General features: G+C 58.7%; 14 protein-coding genes. 7 read left to right on the top strand and 7 right to left on the bottom strand.

Going from position 1 to position 18,286, the window contains the following annotated elements:
• Window positions 1–407 precede the first annotated feature (407 nt).
• Complete coding sequence (locus tag PMI16_RS01960; protein ID WP_007875850.1) at window positions 408–1,085, top strand: ceramidase domain-containing protein; 678 nt, start codon at window positions 408–410, stop codon at window positions 1,083–1,085.
• Window positions 1,086–1,228: 143 nt separating this feature from the next.
• Here the strand turns inward: PMI16_RS01960 and PMI16_RS01955 are convergent, their stop codons facing one another.
• A complete protein-coding gene (locus tag PMI16_RS01955) occupies window positions 1,229–1,810 on the bottom strand; it encodes a DUF4142 domain-containing protein (protein WP_007875849.1) in 582 nt (193 codons plus the stop codon).
• A 621-nt stretch (window positions 1,811–2,431) separates the two neighbouring features.
• Here PMI16_RS01955 and PMI16_RS01950 point away from each other — a divergent pair.
• Window positions 2,432–2,626 (top strand): hypothetical protein, encoded by a 195-nt coding sequence (locus PMI16_RS01950; RefSeq protein ID WP_007875847.1) that lies wholly within the window; start codon window positions 2,432–2,434, stop codon window positions 2,624–2,626.
• A gap of 314 nt (window positions 2,627–2,940) precedes the next feature.
• Here PMI16_RS01950 and PMI16_RS25140 read toward each other — a convergent pair whose 3' ends face one another.
• Window positions 2,941–3,588, bottom strand: a complete 648-nt coding sequence (locus PMI16_RS25140; RefSeq protein WP_007875845.1) for a transglycosylase SLT domain-containing protein — start codon at window positions 3,586–3,588, stop codon at window positions 2,941–2,943.
• A gap of 492 nt (window positions 3,589–4,080) precedes the next feature.
• Between PMI16_RS25140 and PMI16_RS01940 the strand changes: the two genes are divergently transcribed.
• The 5 genes from PMI16_RS01940 (at window position 4,081) to PMI16_RS01915 (ending at window position 9,947) form a co-directional block, all read left to right on the top strand.
• A complete protein-coding gene (locus PMI16_RS01940; protein WP_202801638.1) occupies window positions 4,081–4,395 on the top strand; it encodes a helix-turn-helix transcriptional regulator in 315 nt (104 codons plus the stop codon).
• On the top strand, window positions 4,392–5,759 hold the full coding sequence (locus PMI16_RS25135; RefSeq protein WP_007875841.1) for a GIN domain-containing protein: 1,368 nt from the start codon (window positions 4,392–4,394) through the stop codon (window positions 5,757–5,759). Before PMI16_RS01940 ends, PMI16_RS25135 begins: the two co-directional genes overlap by 4 nt.
• Before the next feature lie 31 nt (window positions 5,760–5,790).
• Window positions 5,791–6,858 carry an alpha/beta hydrolase family protein gene (locus PMI16_RS01925; protein ID WP_007875840.1) on the top strand — a complete coding sequence of 356 codons (1,068 nt, stop codon included), beginning with the start codon at window positions 5,791–5,793 and terminating at the stop codon, window positions 6,856–6,858.
• A 373-nt stretch (window positions 6,859–7,231) separates the two neighbouring features.
• On the top strand, window positions 7,232–7,705 hold the full coding sequence (locus tag PMI16_RS01920) for a (2Fe-2S)-binding protein (protein WP_007875839.1): 474 nt from the start codon (window positions 7,232–7,234) through the stop codon (window positions 7,703–7,705).
• Window positions 7,706–7,715: 10 nt separating this feature from the next.
• Window positions 7,716–9,947 (top strand): xanthine dehydrogenase family protein molybdopterin-binding subunit, encoded by a 2,232-nt coding sequence (locus tag PMI16_RS01915; protein WP_007875838.1) that lies wholly within the window; start codon window positions 7,716–7,718, stop codon window positions 9,945–9,947.
• Window positions 9,948–10,062: 115 nt separating this feature from the next.
• Here the strand turns inward: PMI16_RS01915 and PMI16_RS01910 are convergent, their stop codons facing one another.
• The 5 genes from PMI16_RS01910 to PMI16_RS01890 all read right to left on the bottom strand — a co-directional run.
• Window positions 10,063–11,634 (bottom strand): tetratricopeptide repeat protein, encoded by a 1,572-nt coding sequence (locus tag PMI16_RS01910; protein ID WP_007875837.1) that lies wholly within the window; start codon window positions 11,632–11,634, stop codon window positions 10,063–10,065.
• Window positions 11,635–11,679: 45 nt separating this feature from the next.
• Window positions 11,680–13,230: a hypothetical protein gene (locus PMI16_RS01905; protein ID WP_007875835.1), complete on the bottom strand. Its 1,551-nt coding sequence runs from the start codon at window positions 13,228–13,230 to the stop codon at window positions 11,680–11,682.
• 43 nt (window positions 13,231–13,273) lie between these two features.
• Complete coding sequence (locus PMI16_RS01900; protein WP_034378854.1) at window positions 13,274–16,291, bottom strand: hypothetical protein; 3,018 nt, start codon at window positions 16,289–16,291, stop codon at window positions 13,274–13,276.
• 28 nt (window positions 16,292–16,319) lie between these two features.
• A complete protein-coding gene (locus PMI16_RS01895; RefSeq protein WP_007875831.1) occupies window positions 16,320–17,666 on the bottom strand; it encodes an ATP-binding protein in 1,347 nt (448 codons plus the stop codon).
• A gap of 42 nt (window positions 17,667–17,708) precedes the next feature.
• A partial coding sequence (locus PMI16_RS01890) for a contractile injection system tape measure protein (protein WP_007875828.1) occupies window positions 17,709–18,286 on the bottom strand: 578 nt, incomplete at its 5' end.

Here is an 18,286-nt window from a genome sequence, read left to right as displayed (position 1 = left end):
GAGGCGAGATGTTTTCACGAGGCAACTTTATTGACTTCGACTGGCATGCCTGCACCGTTGCACCCCGTCAGGAGCGATCGGAAATGCCGGGCTCAATGTGTGCGGAAGATATGGCAAACATCCGATGTTTGGCGCACGTAGAGCCGACCACCACTTGGGACCTGCGGGACGTAACTTACGCAGCCTTATCTGGTGCCGTCGTTGGTTTGCACAAACTTGTATCCACTTTGGGCAAAATGCAGAGATTGCCAAAGTTGAGAGAACACTCAATAATCGACCGAGAAAACGACCAGGCCGGCTAACGTCCGCTCGACTCCTTAGCGGCAGATCACTGAACCGATTTACCAGTGGACTGTTGCATCACATTTTGAATTTGCGAAGGGTAACGCCTTCTTTTACCGCACGCCATGAACGAATCATTTTTCGCCCCAGTGGATCTGTACTGTGAACGACTCAGCCCGAATTTCTGGGCTGAACCCGTCAATGCCCTTTCGAATGCAGGTTTTTTGCTCGCTGCCTATTGCGTGTGGCGATTGCTCGAGTCCCGAGGCTTGAAAACCTCCATTACGACATGGATATTGACGCTGATGATTGCCGTGATCGGTATCGGCAGCTTCCTCTTCCATACCTTTGCAGTGCGTTGGGCATTGTTTGCCGATGTCATTCCCATTTCAATTTATCAGGTGCTGTTCCTGACTTTCTACCTGTGTCAAGTTGCGCGGCTCTCAGCGCTGAAAGTGGGCGGCTGGGTCATTGCCTTCTTCGCTGTAACGTACTGGTTCGGCGCCTTGCCCGCGCAATGGCTGAATGGCTCCTTGTCGTCATACGGCTCCGCGTGGCTCTTCATTGCCGGGCTGGGGATTTATCATTGGCGTACACGCAAGCACGAACCCATGGCCTTGTTGCTGGCCGCAGGGGTGTTCAGCCTTTCGCTGATATTCCGCTCTGCCGATATGGCTGTCTGCAAGTACCTCAGCATCGGTACGCATATGTTCTGGCACCTGCTCAACAGCGTTGTGCTTTACCTCACGACGCGAGCATTCATTCTGAACCTTCGCGCTTTCAGGCAAGCTAATCAGGCTTGATCGCCTGTCCTTGACCATCCTTGCTCCCCTCTGGGACATTGAGACATGCCTTTGCATGCCAAAGAGGATACGCAGCATAGATAGCCAGAACTGTGGAAGGTGTGGCCGAGGTGTCGAAGTGGTTTGGCCTTAACAGCTTATATTTACTTCTTGGCGTCCATTTTGATTTTTAGTGCGTTTGCCATTGCCAAGTGATGTTCTAGATTCGGTAGCGTCTTGGCCGCAAAATCCTTCACGTCCGGATCCTTGGCCTCGCCGGCGTTCTTGCGAAACAGCTTGACGGCATCCTTGTGCGCCGCCACGCCGATCATGCGGACGTATTGCTTGTCGAAGGTGCTACCCTCCAGTTTCTCCAGCACTGCGATCTTGGCGCGTTGCGCCATGCCAGGCTCGGTGGGCGGTTCGACGTTCTTGCTGGCGGCGAGCTTCCTGAGGTTGTCGCCGACGGTGGTATGTTCGTCGACCATCAGGGTCGCGAAATCCTTGACGTCGGGGTTTCCGGTCTTTTCCAGTGCGATTTTGCTGGCCTTGACTTCAAAATTTCCTGCTTCTGCAGCGCTGTTGATGAAACTCTTGTCGGCATGCGGCAGGTCATCGGCGCGCGCATGACTCATCACCAGCGCCAGGCCGGCAACACTGATCGCCGCCAGACCGAGTACTTTGAACATGGCGCCGGAACGACGTGACTGCATGCGAAATTGCGGGCGAAATTGCGGCTGCGACATGGCGATTCTCCTTATTGACGAAAACAGGTCTGCATCTCAGCCCGGTTAACACCGGACATCGCGGCAAACAACATGCTGCCAATGTAGTGCCGCAAAGGCCGCGAGAAAATCGGACAGCGCCGCTGCCGCTTGTAAGAATAGAGGAGTGGCGCGATGACCACCGCAGTTGACGCCACCGAGAGGGAATCTCTCCGACGCCGTCGATTCCCGCATCGAGATTGACGAGCCTGCGGGCATTAAAGACGGTATTGGCAGCCATGACGATGGAATTGTGTCCTTGTACATCAGTTGCCCGGCCCGGAGCAAGGTCGTGATACTGCAGCAGTGTTTTTGAACGATGTCGGTTACACAAATTTGCTCTAATAACAACTCATTCCAGACAGATACCCCGGATACGCCGATAAGCAACGGCCTCAAATCCAGGCAAGAGAAGTTTTCGTTGCCGCTCGTCTTACAGCGGTATAGGACGATGGCTGATGGTGTCGTGACAAAGTGTCAGATCATACTAATTGTTAATGTCAGTGCGAAGGTCCAGCATCATTTTCGATGCTCCTGTTCCTGCACTCATTCTTCCATTCTTTTTCTTCTATTCTTTCTATCGTTCACGGCAGGGAGCACATCATGCAAAAACCCACTTCAAACAACCCGACTAATGGTAGCAAACAGCCGCAACAAGCGACGCAAGCCAAGCCGGCCGAAGAAGAAATTCAGCAAGCCCGGCATCAAACAATTGTCAGGATTGCCGGTATTGAAGGCATTGACGGCTTTGCCGACATTCTCGACAGTGACAGTGGCAAACTGCATTCCAAAAAATGATAAACAAACGATAAACAGCAGTCCTGCTGAGACTGCTGACACTTATCGCTACCTGTTCTCAGGCTGGCGTGCAGTCCGGTTTCAATACCTTATTGAGATGAAGTATCCGTCGTTCACGAGGGGCAAACGACATCATGAAATCAACGACTGATGAATTTACACAATGAGATACATTGTCTTCAGTCGATGGCTTTTCAGCCGTCCAGCGTTTGCCGAAGCAAATCCGTGCCCCCGGCCTGGGCTCGGGGGCACATGTAGGAATCGCACCGAGCCGCGATGCGCGGCGGTCGCCAACCCTGCTCAACAGGCTGATTTCAATAACCTACGTAACCGTCGCCTCTATTGAGCGCCAGGATGCCCGGCACGGTGTTGGTCGAACCGTAGGTAGCTTCCGCATAACGGTAACCGGCGATGATGTTGTCCACTGGGTTGAAGATGTCGCCATGGCCTGGCAACGAATATGCGTTGAAGGTCGAATCGATGGTTTGCACCAGTCCCTTCGAGGGGTGGCCTTCCCGTGCATTCTCGTCCGTGTTGTTGACCGCATTGGGGTCTCCGCCCGATTCGTGCATCGCGATGATCGCCATGTTGACCTTGTCCTGGTCGCTCATGTGGATGCCGTTCTTCGCCAGTTCCTCGGCTGCCTGGTCTACCCAGGAGCGAACGTTGGCGGGAATATCGCTTGGGTAATTGGTATTGCTATTGGTGGGAGTTGTATTGCCACTATTGTAGAGCTCATTGTGGGGTGGATAATTGTCGTGAATATCGCCGATATCGCCGGCAGGATTCACTTGCCCATCAACGTGAAAATCCCTCCAGTTGCTGATGCGGGTATCGTGTGCCGCACTGATGTCCTTGGGATCGTTGTCTTCGATCACTGTATGGTCGCGGGTGATTTTGTACGTCTTATCGTCAATTGGGCAATAATAAACATCTCCAATCGTGCCAACTTTCGTGATCATTTCGAACTCCAAATAAAGTTTATCGAGATCTATCCTCCCCGAAGAAAGAAATGCGACGTTCTCGCATTGCTTTCTCGATATTCTTTAGTGGCATGGATAATGCCCGTGGTTCGCCGGGAAGTTTTTTTTACCACCGCATAGTCAATTTGTTGATTCGCACCGAAATTTGACCCCGTCGGCCGCAAGCCTTCCTTGCATCCCTACCCTCGGGGTATGTTTTAAGCGCGACGAGGTCCATACAACGCGTCCAAGATCGCCCCCAAAGCGATGCGATCATCGAATGTGATCGCCACGCGCCTTCGCCATCCATCCGATCGTGCTCAACGAGCGCTCCACAAGCAAAAGGGCGCATCACAGGACGCACAAGCATTTTCACTCGACGTCACACTGCCTTGGCATCCCTCGATCACGGAGTCATTTTATATACCTTGCATAAACAGGTAGTGTTTTATATACTCTAGTAAACCACCTCAAGCCAACATGCCCGAATCGATCCAAATTCAACTGAAAAAAGGCGCACTGGACCTGTGCGTGCTCGCCCTGCTGTCACGCGGCGAGAGCTACGGCTACGAGATCGCGAGCACGCTCGCCGGTGCCGTCGGCATGGGCGAAGGCACGATCTATCCGCTCATGCGTCGCATGCAGAACGATGGGCTGGTTGCGACCCGCCTGGTCGAATCGAGCAGCGGGCCTTCGCGCAAATACTTTCGCCTCACCCCCCTGGGTCACACGACGCTGGCGGCACATCGACGCGACTGGCGCGCCTTCGTCGAGGCGGTCGATCAACTTCTCGGAGATCAAGCATGAACCGCGAGACATTTTTGCGTACGCTGCGAGCCGGACTCGCAGGCCTGTCCAGACAAGAGATCGACGAGATCCTTGCCGACTACGAGACGCACTTCGACGAGGCCAGCGCTTCGGGGCGCAGCGAGGCAGAGGTTGCGCAGGCGCTCGGCGATCCGGCGCGGCTCGCCCGGGAGCTGCGCGCCGAGACCGGCTTGCGACGTTTCGAGGCCCACCGCAGCGTTGCCAACCTCGCGACGGCCATGTTCGCTCTGGCGGGCCTCGCGGCAGTCGACATCTTCTTCCTGCTGCCGCTGCTGCTCGTCATCGCGGTCGTTGCCATCGGTATCGGCGCCGGCCTCGTGGCGCTCGGTGCGGCCGGCGTCCACGTGATATTCGGCGCGGTATTCTCAGCACATGGAGGCTCGATCCCTGGTGCGCTGATTCGCATGGTGGTCGGTTTCGGGTTGGTCGCCTGCCTTGTGTTTGGCGGTTCGTTGCTGCTGCTCGGTCTTGGCGCCGGCGTGCGCTTGCTCGGGCGCTATGTCCGGTTGCATTACCGCTTGCTTGATCCCGCTCGGAACGAAGCGCCGGAACCAGGCAGCGACGTCCCGCCGCGGAAATCGAACGCCGTCGGGAAACGGACCCTGGCCGCAATCGTCGGCCTGATCATCGCCGTCAGCCTCCTTGCGTTCGGCGCTTCGCGCATCGGATCAAATGGCGTCGAGGGCGCCTCCTGGTCTCGGAATACACGATGGGCTTGCGGGCTGAGCTGGCTTCAACGCGCGCGGGCAGGCCATCGCACAGCGGACGGTAGCGATGGCGTTTCATCCGGGACCGTGACGTTTCCTTTCGAGTCGCGCGACAGTCTCGACATCGATTTGCCCACCCCGGTCAGCTATCGGCCTGGCACCAAAGCCGAGGCGACAGTGAGCGGTGATCCGGCTGTCATCAGCCATGTGCGTATTGCCAATGGCAGACTCGGGTTCGACGATGAAATCGACTGCATCCCGGCAACGCATCTTACGGTCCGACTGACGGCGCCTTCCATCACCCGATGGAGAGTCAACGGCAGCGGCGATCTCGTCCTGTCAGACATCGATCAGCCAAGGCTGGAGCTTCTCATCAGGGGAAGCGGCCATATCGTGGCGAAAGGTTCCGTGCAGGACATCGGGCTCAACGTTGCAGGCTCGGGAACGGCACAACTGCAAGAACTCTCGGCCCGATCCGCGGAGATCGTCGTGCACGGGAGCGGCGACGCGCGGGTCGCGGCCCAGGACAGCGCAAACATTGCCATCGCCGGCAGTGGGTCCGTGAAACTGTACGGCCATCCGGCGACCCTGCATTCGACCGTCTCGGGCAGTGGACGAATCGAGAACGTGCCTTAGGGCCTGCTCATTACCGCGGAAGGAAATGCAAATGAAAAAACTCTCGAATGCGCGCGATATTTTCAGGCACGTCAATTCCTGCGATCAAGGGCGGCCGCCGCGCGAACCTGCTGCGACCTTGCGCCGTTTTCTCTCGCTCGCCACCCTCTGTCTTTGCACTAGCCTGGCGCATGCCGCAGGCTTCCAGTTTATCGAGGTGCCGGCAGACAAGGACGGCCCCGCGCTGCGTGGCGTTGTGTGGACGCCCTGCGATGCGCCCGCGGACAAGATCGTGCTCGGCCAGTTGGTCATCGACGGCGTAAAAAACTGTCCGGTCTCCGGAACGCAACTGCCGCTGGTCGTGATCTCTCATGGCTATGGAGGCTCCTTCTTCAACCAGCGCGACACCGCGGATGCGCTGGCCAATGCGGGTTTTGTGGTCGCCGCCATCAACCATTCGGACGACAACTATCAGATTCGCGGCGGCCCGAACGACAAGTTATCGGCACTCGCGACGCGGACGACCGACATCAAGCGGCTGATCGACTACATGCTTCAGCAATGGGAGGGGCATATCTCGCTTGCCGCCGACAAGATCGGCTTCTACGGTTTCTCAAGGGGCGGCTACACGGGCCTGGTGCTCGCCGGCGCGCGGCCGGATTTCCAGCGCCTTCCGCTGTCGCCGTCATCTCCATGCATGTCGGCGCCGGAAAGCCCGGCATGCGGACTTGTCAGGCAGAGATTCCAGGAACTCCTCACGTTTCCGCTGACTCATGACAACCGCATCCGGGCGGCCGTGATCGTCGACCCGCTCAGCATGATTTTCGACGCCGCAGGTCTGAAGAACGTGAGCATTCCGATTCAGCTGTGGAGCTCCGCCTACGGCGGCGATGGCGTCACGCCCGAAAGCGTGGCCGAGGTTCGCCGCAACCTGCCCGTCGCTCCGGATTGGCGGTTGGCGGAAAACGCCACGCACTTTGGTTTCATTCCGCCTTGCTCGCCCGCGCTGCGCGAGTCGAAACCGGAGATCTGCGGCGACCGGCCCGGATTCGACCGCGCAGCTTTTCATCGCGATTTCAACGCTCAGGTGCTGGCCTTCTTCAGGGGACATCTGAAATGAACATGCGCGTGCTGCGCATGGCCTTTAAAATGCCAATCCTTGCCCTTCCAATGCGGCTCTCAGAATCAGGGGGGCTGTTCAAGCACTTGTCTGGCTCACGGTCACAACGAGACATCAAACGGCTGAAAGCTTCCTGAAAGCAATGTCGAGCGTTTAACCCGATTCAGCGAAAAATTTGTTGGAATAGGCAAGAGATAAGTCAAAACCGGCAAGAACATTTCGTGGACGGAGGAGCATACTTTCATGGTTTGAAGAGAGTCGCATCCATCTGTTCAAGCTTGTCGGAGTTTCCCCCCCAAGCACCCGGCATCGGATTTCAGACAACCGCAATTAGCCACCCTCCTTCCTCACTCACCCAGGAGAATAGCCAGCCATGAGTACGCTCAACATCAACGGTCGCCAACACACCGTCGACGCCGATCCCAGCACCCCTATCCTCTGGGCCTTGCGCGACAACCTTGGCATGACCGGCACCAAGTTCGGATGCGGAGCCGCTTTGTGCGGCGCCTGCACAGTGCATCTGGATGGTCAGGCCATCCGCTCGTGCATTACGCCGATTTCGGCTGCCGAAGGCAAGAAAATCGCGACGATCGAAGCCACGACTGACGGCAGCGATCCTGTCGGTGCAGCAGTGCATGCCGCCTGGCTCAAGCATGACGTGGCGCAGTGCGGCTATTGTCAAAGCGGCCAGATCATGAGCGCAACCGGGTTCCTGAAATCCCTGCCCCGCGGCACCCAGCCCAGCGTCGCCGATATCGACGCCGCCATGGCCGGCAACATTTGCCGCTGTGGTACCTATGTCCGCATTCGCGCCGCGGTGGCCGATGCCGCCAAAGCCCTCGCCTGAAGGAGTTGCCATGTTGCCCAATGTAGATTACCGCGACATGCCGCGCGCCTTGCAGCATCTGCTGGAGCGAGAGCAAAACGATGCGGCCCCGCTCTTGCGGCGCCGCACTTTCCTCAAACTTGCCGGTTCGATAGGGCTGGCTCTCGGCGCCTTCCCTCACCTGGCCATGGGACAGACCGGCAACGCACTCAAGCCGACCCAGCAACCTGCGGCCTTCGTGCACATTACGCCCGATGGCGAGGTAATGGTGGCCGTCAATCGACTGGAGTTCGGCCAGGGAGTGCAAACGGCATTGCCCATGATCCTGGCCGAAGAGCTGGATGCGGATTGGACGCTGGTGCGTGCCCGGCACGGTTCGAACGACCCGGCGTATATTGATCCGCTATTCGGAATTCATCTTACCGGCGGCTCGAATTCGGTCAAAAACAGTTTCACGCAATATCGCGAACTCGGCGCCCGCGCCCGCGCCATGTTGCTCGGTGCCGCAGCAGCGCGCTGGAACGTCGATACGAGCACGTTGCGCACGGAAACCGGTTGGGTGCTGGGACCGGGAGGTCGCAAGCTGAGCTACGGCGAACTGGCGGAAACGGCGATGGCTTTTCCCGTGCCCGAAAAAGTGATGCTGAAAGATCCCAGGGATTTCCGCATCATCGGACGCCCGACGACACGCCTGGACGCACGCGACAAAAGCAGCGGCCGGCAACAATTCGGCATTGACACTCGCCTGCCCGGTCAATTGACTGCCGTAGTGGCGCGTCCACCGATGTTCGGTGCTCGCCTGGCTTCCGTGGACGACAGCGCGACGCGTGCCGTAAAAGGTGTCAAAGCCGTGGTGCGCGTGCCGCTGGACCGGGGCGCCGAAGGCGTGGCGGTCATCGCCGACGGTTACTGGCCGGCCAAACAGGGACGCGACGCGCTGAAGCTGGAGTGGAATACTTCGGCCGTCGAAAAAGTCGATAGCGAAAAGCAGCTCGCGCAATATCGTACCCTTGCCACCCAGCCCGGCCCACGCAAATTCGACGCCGACATGGCGCCGTTGGCAACAGCACCGCACCAGTTGGACGCCGAGTATGTCTTTCCCTACCTGGCGCACGCCGCCATGGAACCATTGAACTGCACTGTCGCAATCAATAGCGATGGACGCGTCGAAATATGGACCGGATCCCAGTGCCCCGGGCTGGATGGTGCTGCAGTCGCTCGCGTATTCGGGGTGAAGCCGGAACAAGTCGACGTCCACGTGCAAATGGCCGGCGGCGGTTTCGGTCGCCGTTTCTCAAGCGGCAGCGACTTTGTCGTCGAAGCGTGCGAAATCGCGAAGGCAGCGCGCGCTGCAGGTTTCAACGTGCCGGTGCGCACGCTCTGGAGCCGCGAGGACGACATGCATGGCGGCTACTACCGTCCCATGCATCTGCACCGCGCCCGCATCGGCTTCGATGAACGCGGCAAAGTGCTGGCCTGGGACCATGTCATCGTCGGTCAATCCATCACTGCCGGATCGGTCTTTGAACAGTTTCAGGTCAAGAACGGCATAGACGGCACGGCGACGGAAGGCATGCGCGACCCCTATCCCATTCCAATGCGCCTGACGGTGCACCATCCCAAGCTCAATGTGCCGGTACTGTGGTGGCGTAGCGTGGGTTCCACGCACACGGCGTTCGTGATGGAAACCTTGATCGACGAGATCGCGCGCAACACCGGGCAGGATCCGGTCGCCTACCGCATGCAGCTCTTCGGCGACAAGCACCCTCGCCACCGGGCAGCCCTGCAACTGGCAGTGGACAAGAGCGGCTACGGCAAGCAGCAACTGCCTGCCGGGCGAGCCTGGGGCGTTGCCGTACACGAGGCTTTCAGTTCCGTCGTGGCGTATGTCGTGGAGGCCTCGGTGCAAGATGGTCAGCCGGTGTTGCATCGCGTGACCGCCGGCGTGCACTGCAATCTCGCCGTCAATCCACGCACGCTGGAAGCGCAGGTGCAAGGTGCGGCAATCATGGGGATGTCCATGTGCTTGCCGGGCGCAGCCATTACGCTCAAAGATGGCGTGGTGGAGCAAAGCAACTTCGGCGACTTCACTGTGGCGCGTATTACCGACGTTCCGGTATTCAGCGTGAACATCGTGCCGAGTGCGGATCCGCCGACCGGGATGGGCGAACCCGGCCTGCCGCCGCTAGCGCCGGCATTTGCCAACGCCATTGCGCACCTGACCGGAAAGCCCCTGCGCCAATTGCCATTCAAGCTGACGTAAGCAGCCGACATGGGCGCCCCGTGCTTGTGCCTGTCGCACGGGCCGGGGATTCCTCGCCGCAGCCGCCGGGATCGTTGATGGCAATCAACAGCCACGGCGGGGCAAAAATGATTTTTCAGCGCTCCGCCATCTGCTCCAGCAACGCCCGCGCGCCCGCATTGTCCGGCATCACGTTCAGCGTATTTTCAAGCAGCGCCCGCGCCTGTTGAAATTGCCCGAGTTGCTGATGGCAAGCCGCCATGTTGTACCAGACCCCGGCATCGCGGCCGTAGATTTCCTCGGTGCGCGCAAAGTACGTCAGCGCCGCCTCGAACTCGTCGAGCTCGTACAGCAGGCAGCCGATCTCGAACGCCAGGTCGCGCTCCTCGCCCAACGGGAAATACATCGCCCAACTCTGCGCCAGCATCGTCTTGAGCGCCTCGACCTGGCCATCGTCCAACTTCGGCGCCAGTTCCGTCAGGCGCGGCATGAGCCTGGCCAGTTGATGGGCGTCGGCGTGATTGAGTCGCATGTAAGCCAGGATCTCGTCGATGCTCATGACTTCCATGCCGCGATACAGCAAGCTGGCAATCGTGTAGAAGTCATCGGGACCGAAGCCGGCGATATGCCGGCCATATGCGGCGCAGGTCGCATCATGTTCGGATGCGCGCTCCACCAGCAGCAGCGCGACGACGGCCAGGCTGCGATGACGGTTTTGCGGCCGCAGCGTAAAGCCGCCGCCGATCTCGGCCCATTCCAGCAAGGCGTGGTAATTGACGCTCAACGAAAATGAACCGTGCCGCGTCAGCGCCGGCGGATCGCGCAGCGCCACCGTCGCCAGCTCGCATTGGCCCTTGTCGGCCGACAACAGCATGAGGCCGTTGCGCGACAAGGCGCGCAAGCGCGTCAGGCACTGCAGGCCGGTGGCCGGAAACAAGACATGGGCCGCTTGCAACTGCGCGCGATATTGCGCAAATAATTGCAGCAGGATCGCGTCGCCATACGGTTTTTGCGTCAACGGCCGATAGCCGTAGTCGACGTGGATGTTCTCAAGCAGATCGGCTGCATCCATCTGTTGCGGATCTGCCTCGGTGTGCAGCGAAACCAGGCAATCGTGCGCCGCGCCATCCTGAAAATAAAACAGGTCTTGCGGCACGCCGTCGAACAAATAATTGGCCACCACCACCAGCGGCTGTTCCAGGCCGCCGGCCGCCACGGCGCCGCCGCCGACTTGCAATTCCAGCGTGTGCGTGTGATTCGCGTCGAACAGCGCCACCTCCAGCAAACCGCTCGCAAACCATGGCTGGAAGCGCGGATGCACGCGCCACGCATCCAGGTTGCTTTGCGTGAAATCGGTCAGAACGTAGCGAAACGCCGTCAGCGCCACGCCGGACGAAGCGCACAGCGTCATCAGATGCGACAGGAAATAAAACGCAAAGCGCCCCGAGCCGGCGCCGAGTTCGCAGATGGTCAGCGCCTCGGTACTGGCCGACAGGCGCTGCCGGTCCTGGTAAAACGCAAACACCGTTTCGGCATAGGCGCGCGCGATGGTCGGGTTGCTGGTGATGTAGTGCGGCACTTCTTCGTCGCGCCAGGCTTGCACGCCGCGCTCGCTGAAATACCGGCTCTGCAATTCCCACAGCAGGGACTTGCGAAACAGCTGATCGCGTTCCAGCATGTAGACCATTTTTTTCATCTTTTTGACCATTGCATTGTCTTTTGAGCGGTGCAGTTACTTGCGCATCACACTATTTCAACTCTTGTTTGCCAATGCCTCCTCCGCCTTCGCCAGTATGGATTTTATGGCCTCGTCAATGTCTGACATATACTGTTCTTCCTGCTCCTTCCTTTGTTTTCTTATCGATTCAAGGTGAACGATGTGCTGCCTGGCATCCAACACCGGTTTTGGGGGACGCTTCGCAGCGCCCGCCTTGCCGGTCTTGCCTGACTTGCCCTGTGGGCGCACATATTTTGCATCTCCCGCTGTTGGCGGGAAAGACCGCATGATGATTCTGGTGGTTCTCCTTGGCCCCTGCGCAATTTTGTCCTTGTATTTTCCGGACAAAGTGCCCTTTCCCCGCTTCTTTACCGCCGTTGGCGCCCGGCGTTCTACAGGGTCTATCTGATCGACTGCAAAATCAAGCGCATCATTTATTTCGACCCGTCCTATCTTCTCGTCCTCCTTTTTTGCCACCCACTTACCTATCGCGGTCACGTATTTTTGACTGAAATCCATGCTGCCCAGTTGACGCTGCCAGTAAGGGGTCTTGACATAATCAGAGCCCTCTACAACGCCCTCGATATGCACACTCATCAGCCCTCCTGCCCTCAGCTTCCCGCCATTTCTGAAACGGGGATCTTTCCTATTCACTTTCACGTTTATGGATTTTTGGTCGGTAATTTTCTCGTTTTGACCTTTTTTCCAGGCATCCGGCGGAACGATCTTCGGTATCGGCTTTCCAGTTTTTTCATCTACCGGTCCTGCCATTGAAAATTTCGCCTTCACGTTCAGATCCGAGTGCACGTCATGCGATTCCTTTTTATCGAGATAGGACCATGTGCAATGAAATGTCGCCTTTAACGCTTTATCGTCGCGATTTGTCACCTCGACCTCATAGGTCAGGGGAATATTTTTGGTGTCCAATTCTATTGGAGCACCTCCATACAACAAGCCCTTCACTCTTTGTTCAACCTTGTTGGAATGCTCCTGATTGGCGGCATTCGAAATCGGAAACAGGTTGTAAGGAAGTCCTCTTCCGCCCAGATCATGATTCAGCAAATGCCCTCGGATCACCGTGGTATTCGCACGTTTTTTCAATGCATCCATCCACAGCCACTGATTGCCGACCGGCGAACCCTTGAGTGGGCTCTGCTTGTACAGTGTCGCAGTCATCTTGGTGCCGACCTCGGCATAGACGCCCCGCTGCCGGTCCGGATCTATCGCAAAATATCCTTCCGTGTGGGTCGCTTCCGAAGCAACGCCGCCGACCTTGGCACCCGTGACCTTTGTTGCCAGCTGTATCGGACTCCGCGACGACGACAGCCTGCTCATCTGCTTGGGCTGCAATACCGGTTTTGCTGCGGCCGGCGGCGCGGCGGCTTGCTTGCGGACATCGACATGGGTATCGGCATTGGCACGCATCATCTGCATCAGTTGGCGATCCCTTGCCATGACCGGCCGCACATCGACAAACGACGCCGCGCGCGCAGAGCTGCCGTCGGCGTGGGTCTCCCCTGCGCTGTCGGTCGCCTTGTCTGTCGCTCTGTCGCTCGCGCCCGGCCCCGGCTTGCTCTGATACTCCATGTCGCATTGCCCTTCTCAATCCACGCCCCATGCACAGCGTCCATTACGGCTGCTCGTCACGCTCCTTCAAGCGGTACTGATACCAGGCAATCAGCGCGCAGATAAACAGCACCAGGAAAATCGGAATCATGTAACCGCGCGCCAGCCATCGCAGGAACGGATCGCAAAACAGCAAGGCCAGCGCCAGCAAGCTCCAGACGGCGGCGATCGCCACGGTCGGGGCATGGTAGCAACGCGCCATCCGTTCGCGCCACATGCAGGACCAGTAATACAGGGCGACGCAAGCGATCAGCAACAGCACCGCCAGTTTGGCCGCAAGACGGAAGGCGTACAGGTTTTCGCACACCGTCTTGCAGACCGGCGAGGCTTCGGCTCCAGGCACCGTCTGGTAGAAATCGACCAGGCATTGGCTCACGTCCCTGCTGACGTCGCATTGCTGCACGCCGGCGAAGTCGACCAGTACCGCAGGCCCATCCTTGGCGGCGCCTCCGACCGCCTCAGCCGCGGCGGCCGGAGGCGTCATCGGCATCGGCCAGAAGCCGATGCCGCCGAAGTTGTCCTTGAAGTAAATGATGTCGTCCTGCAGTTGCTGCCAGTTGTCGTGGTCGAAGGTGATCACCGGCACGATTTGTCGCAACACCATTTCGCGCCGCTCGCCGTGCAGCGGTCCTTCCATGCGCAGCCGCAATTGTTTCTTGGAATCGGTCGTCTGTTCTTCCAGCAGCACCAGGAAATGCGGCCGCATGTTGCTGTCGCGCTCGACCTGGGCCAGCAAGTCCTTCCTTGGGTTGGCATCGCTCGCGGCGATCAGTCCATACAGATTGGGATAGTCGTAGATGCCCTTGCCCAAGGCCGAATGACGCATCATCACGTTGATGATGTCGCCCGCCCTGGCGCCGCGCAAACGGCTGCGCAGCGTATCGACGAACTTGTTGAACACCCCGACCGACACCTCGTCGTCCGGATAGTCGTCGAAGAACAGCGTGACACCGTCGCCATTGGTCGGCACGAAGCGTGCGCCGAATGGCAGGTGATTGGACACGGTTGCGGTCCAGCTATGCAGCCGGATCGACATCAGGCGCACGATGCTGGTCGCCAGGCGTTCGAGTATCTGTTCCTTGCGCCCCTTGTCCATTTTTTGCCAGGAGCGCCAGTCGTTGCGCTGGACCACCCAATCCACCGCGGTCTGGTGATCGCGCGCGATGTTGACGAAATCGTGTTGCGCCAGGTCGCCGTTTTCGGCTGCTGCAACGAAATCGCGGCCGTCGTTCGCCTGCCTCAAAATGCCGGTATCGTCGAACGTCGGGCCGTAATAAGCGACCCGCGACAAGGTGCTGAAATTCACCTTTTGCGGGGTGCCGGCAAACCAGAACGGATAGAAGCCATACACTTCTCCCACCAGCCGGTCGAGCACGCAACCGCAGCCGTCGCCGTTCCACTGCACGTGTTTGTTGGGGTCGTAAGCCGGTTTCTTGCGCGCGCTTTCGCGTATCGAGGCCCGGTACTTGACGTACAAGGCTTCGATCTGCTGATTCATGGCAATCGTTTCATCGGGACTGCAGGATGTTCCGTGCCACAGCTTGTCCAGTTTTTCAAACAGCGCCGGGTCTTTCAGCGCGCTCTCGAGCTGCTTCATCTGCTCTGCGGAGACCTTGCGCCGGTCGGCGACGTTTTCTGGTATGCCGCTCTGGCAAGCGCCGACGCCATTACGCAGACGCGCCATGACGGCCTTGTCGAACAGCCATTGCTGCGCATATTCGAGTCCTTGCAGGCCTTTGATCATGTCCAAGATCACCTGCGGCACCGAATCGTTCTTGCGATTCGCGCTCAGCTCGGCCAACGCGCGCGCGGTCAGGATGTACGAAGTGCTGGTCTCGGCGGCGTTGAGGATGTCCGGCATGTATTGATCGATCGGCTCGTTGACCTGGGCGGTGGCATCGATCACGGCTTCCATGAACATCGCTTGATCGGGATAGGCGCCGGTGAGTTTTTCAAGCTCGCCGATGACCGTTTCCGGCACGATGTTGCCTTCCCTTAGCATCTGCAGCGAGGACAGCGTCAATCGATAGCTTTTCTCGAGCGCGGCGTCCCTGGCGGCAGGCAGATAAGAAGCCGCCTGCGATCCGAGATCCTTGAGCGCGCCGAGCACCGCCGCATCGAACAGCGGCTGGTTGATATACACCACATCCTGCAAGGCGGACAATTTGGCGATGACTTGCGATTTCGACGCCAGCAATCTGATGTCGGTCGCCGTCAGGCTGTAGCTGTAGATCGTCAGCAAGGCGCGATCCTGGTCCGGCGGCGGCTGGCGCGTGTTGTCGGTCTCGTAGTGATACAAGCGCAGCATGGCGATGATCTGCTCGTCGGTGCCGGCGAGGCGAATCTGATAATAGCGCGCCCGGTCTTCGGGCTCGAAGCCATCGATCCAGCGTCCCAGATCCGCACTGATCAGATCCACCTTCCATTCGGGGTGCGCCTTGACGGTCGCGGCAAAATGCAGCAAAGCCTGGACAGATGCATTGGTCAGGTTGCCCACCGGCTCCATTTTGAAATCGAACCAGAAGCGGTTCAGCCATGACAATGTGATCGGACCGACCACATTGTCCGACAGCGGTGCCGTGCTTTCGCGATAGGCTTGCATGTAGGCGGCGTCTTCGGCATAGATTTCCAGCAAGGCTTGCTGGATTTGCTGGCGTAGCGCGGGCGTGAATTTTTTCAATACATCGTACGACAGCAACCGGGCCGCAGGACCTTCCCCGTCGGTCTTGCTCACCCTGACCTTGCCGACAATCGCCTTGGCCGCCTCGGGCGTCATCAACGCGCCAGGCACCGGTGCTGCTTCCGGTACAGATACAGGTGCAGATATGGGTGCAGATACGGCAGGCGCCGCCCGCAGCTTTTTCGATGCGGGGGGCACCGACGGTGCAAGCATCTCGGGCGCCGATGCGTTTTCCGCCGGGGTTTCTGCAGGGGTCTCGGCCGAGACTTCTGCACTGCCATTCTGCGGCGTCAGCAGCAAGCCGGTCAGCGCCAGCACGCACTGCAGCACGGTTACGCGCATGGAGCAAGCTATCGAAGCAGTCCTCATATCAGATCGTCCGCCCTTCCTTGATGAATTCCTTCTTGATGCCGCGCAGAAGATCTTCCTTGCAAATCGCATCGCGTCCCTGCCGTTCTGCACGCATCGCGGCATAGCGGACGACGTTGATCAAGGCGCCGCCGGAGAGGATGTTTTCTTCCGCCAGGTCTTCCAGGTTCACATCCGGCGCCAGGTGGCGGCGTTGCGGAAAAATATTCTTCCAGAGCCGCAACCGTTGCAAGCCGTCCGGCAGCGGAAAATAAATCGCGGTCTGGAAACGCCGCGCAAACGCCTCGTCGATATTGCTTTTCAGGTTGCTCGCCAAAATCACCACGCCCGGAAAATCTTCAATGCGTTGCAACAGATACGAAATTTCCTGATTGGCATGACGGTCGTTGGAAGTGCTGCCTTCCGTACGCTTGCCGAACAAGGCGTCGGCTTCATCGAAGAACAATATCCAGTTCTTGTTTTGCGCCTGGTCGAACACATTGGCCATGTTTTTCTCGGTCTCGCCGATGTATTTGGAAACGATCTTGGACAGGTCGATGCGATATACATCAACCATCGCCGCCTGACCGAGCAAGGTCGCCGTCAAGGTTTTGCCAGTCCCGGGAGGACCGTAAAACAGGCTGCGATATCCGGGCTTCACGCTCTTGTCGAGATGCCAGCGTTGCATGACGGCGGCACCGCCCTTGAGCCAGATACGGATATTTTCGATCTCCTCGAACACTTCAGGCGCCAACACCAGATCGTCCCAGCTCAATTGCGTGGTGATGCGCTTGGCCGGGAAACCGGCGCTGTAATCCGGTTTGTGCTGCTGGCCGGAGGTGCAGCGATCGAAAAAATCGCTTTCTATCGTCAGCGCCGCGCTCAGGAAAGGTTCGCCATCGGCCTTTTGCTCCATCCGGAGAATCGACTGGCGCGTAAAAAAATGCTCGGCGTCGAACAACTCCAGCACGGCAAAGCGTCGCGCCAGGTCGTCGCCCGCGAGGATGAAGACGGCGGTTTCGCAAGTCGGCAACACGCCAGCATGGTTTTTGCCTTTCCAGCCGCCGAATTCGGTATAGCTGCGCTCGGTATTCTTATTCGCGGTCAACAACAGGTCCAGCGCTTGCGGCCGTATATGCGGCAGCAAGGTGAGGATCAGCACAATGCGTTCGTCAAAGCCCATATTGTGCTCGCGGATCGCAGCGGCGAACGGCGATGCATCCTGTGCGACGTCGGGCGGCACATGGGCGTGGATGTCGTACGGTCCGCCTTCATGCATGAAATAGGCATGGAAGCGCGTGGTCAGCACTTCGCTGAACCAGGCGACTTCGCGTTCCAGACTGCGTGCATTGGCGGTCAATGCGTCCATCTCGCCTCCCCGTTTACCGTCATCTTCCTGATCTTCATCTTGTTAGCGCCAGTTGACATGCACCGGCCTCTCCATCCACGCATAGCGGATGATCGAAAAACTCCACGGCAACTGATCCAGCAACATGTCGAAGGTCCCTTCCTGCACCCGCAGATGCCAGGCGTCGTCCTTCAATTGCAGATGACCGGGACGCTGCAAAAAGGTCTCGCGCAAACCACGCAGCGAAGTACTGCCGATGATTTTCCAGTGCGCGATCATGGCCGACAGCAACTGTTCCACGATCTCCACTTCATGCGTCGTGATCTCGATCTCGCGCACCATCGGCACTTGCGAGCGCACGCCGCACAGCAGTTTGTTCAACGCCAGTTGATATTCCGGCGTCGCGGTCTGTTCGAACACCAGGAATTGCAACAGATGCACCGCACGCTGGGCGGCGGCCTCGTCCTTGAAACGCCCCTCGTGCAGCAGGCCTAGCGCCTCCCACAAGCGCGGCAGATACGGCGCCGCCAGCACCTGGCCGGCATTGAGCACGTAGATGTCGGCGCTGACAGGCATCTCGGCGTCCCGCGCCATCGTGTCGACGGCGTGCGTCGGGGCGGCAACCACGGTAGCGGCCGCTG

The sequence above is a fragment of the Herbaspirillum sp. CF444 genome (assembly GCF_000282135.1).
GTDB lineage: Bacteria > Pseudomonadota > Gammaproteobacteria > Burkholderiales > Burkholderiaceae_D > Herbaspirillum.
This window is presented reverse-complemented; position numbering and strand designations above follow the sequence as displayed.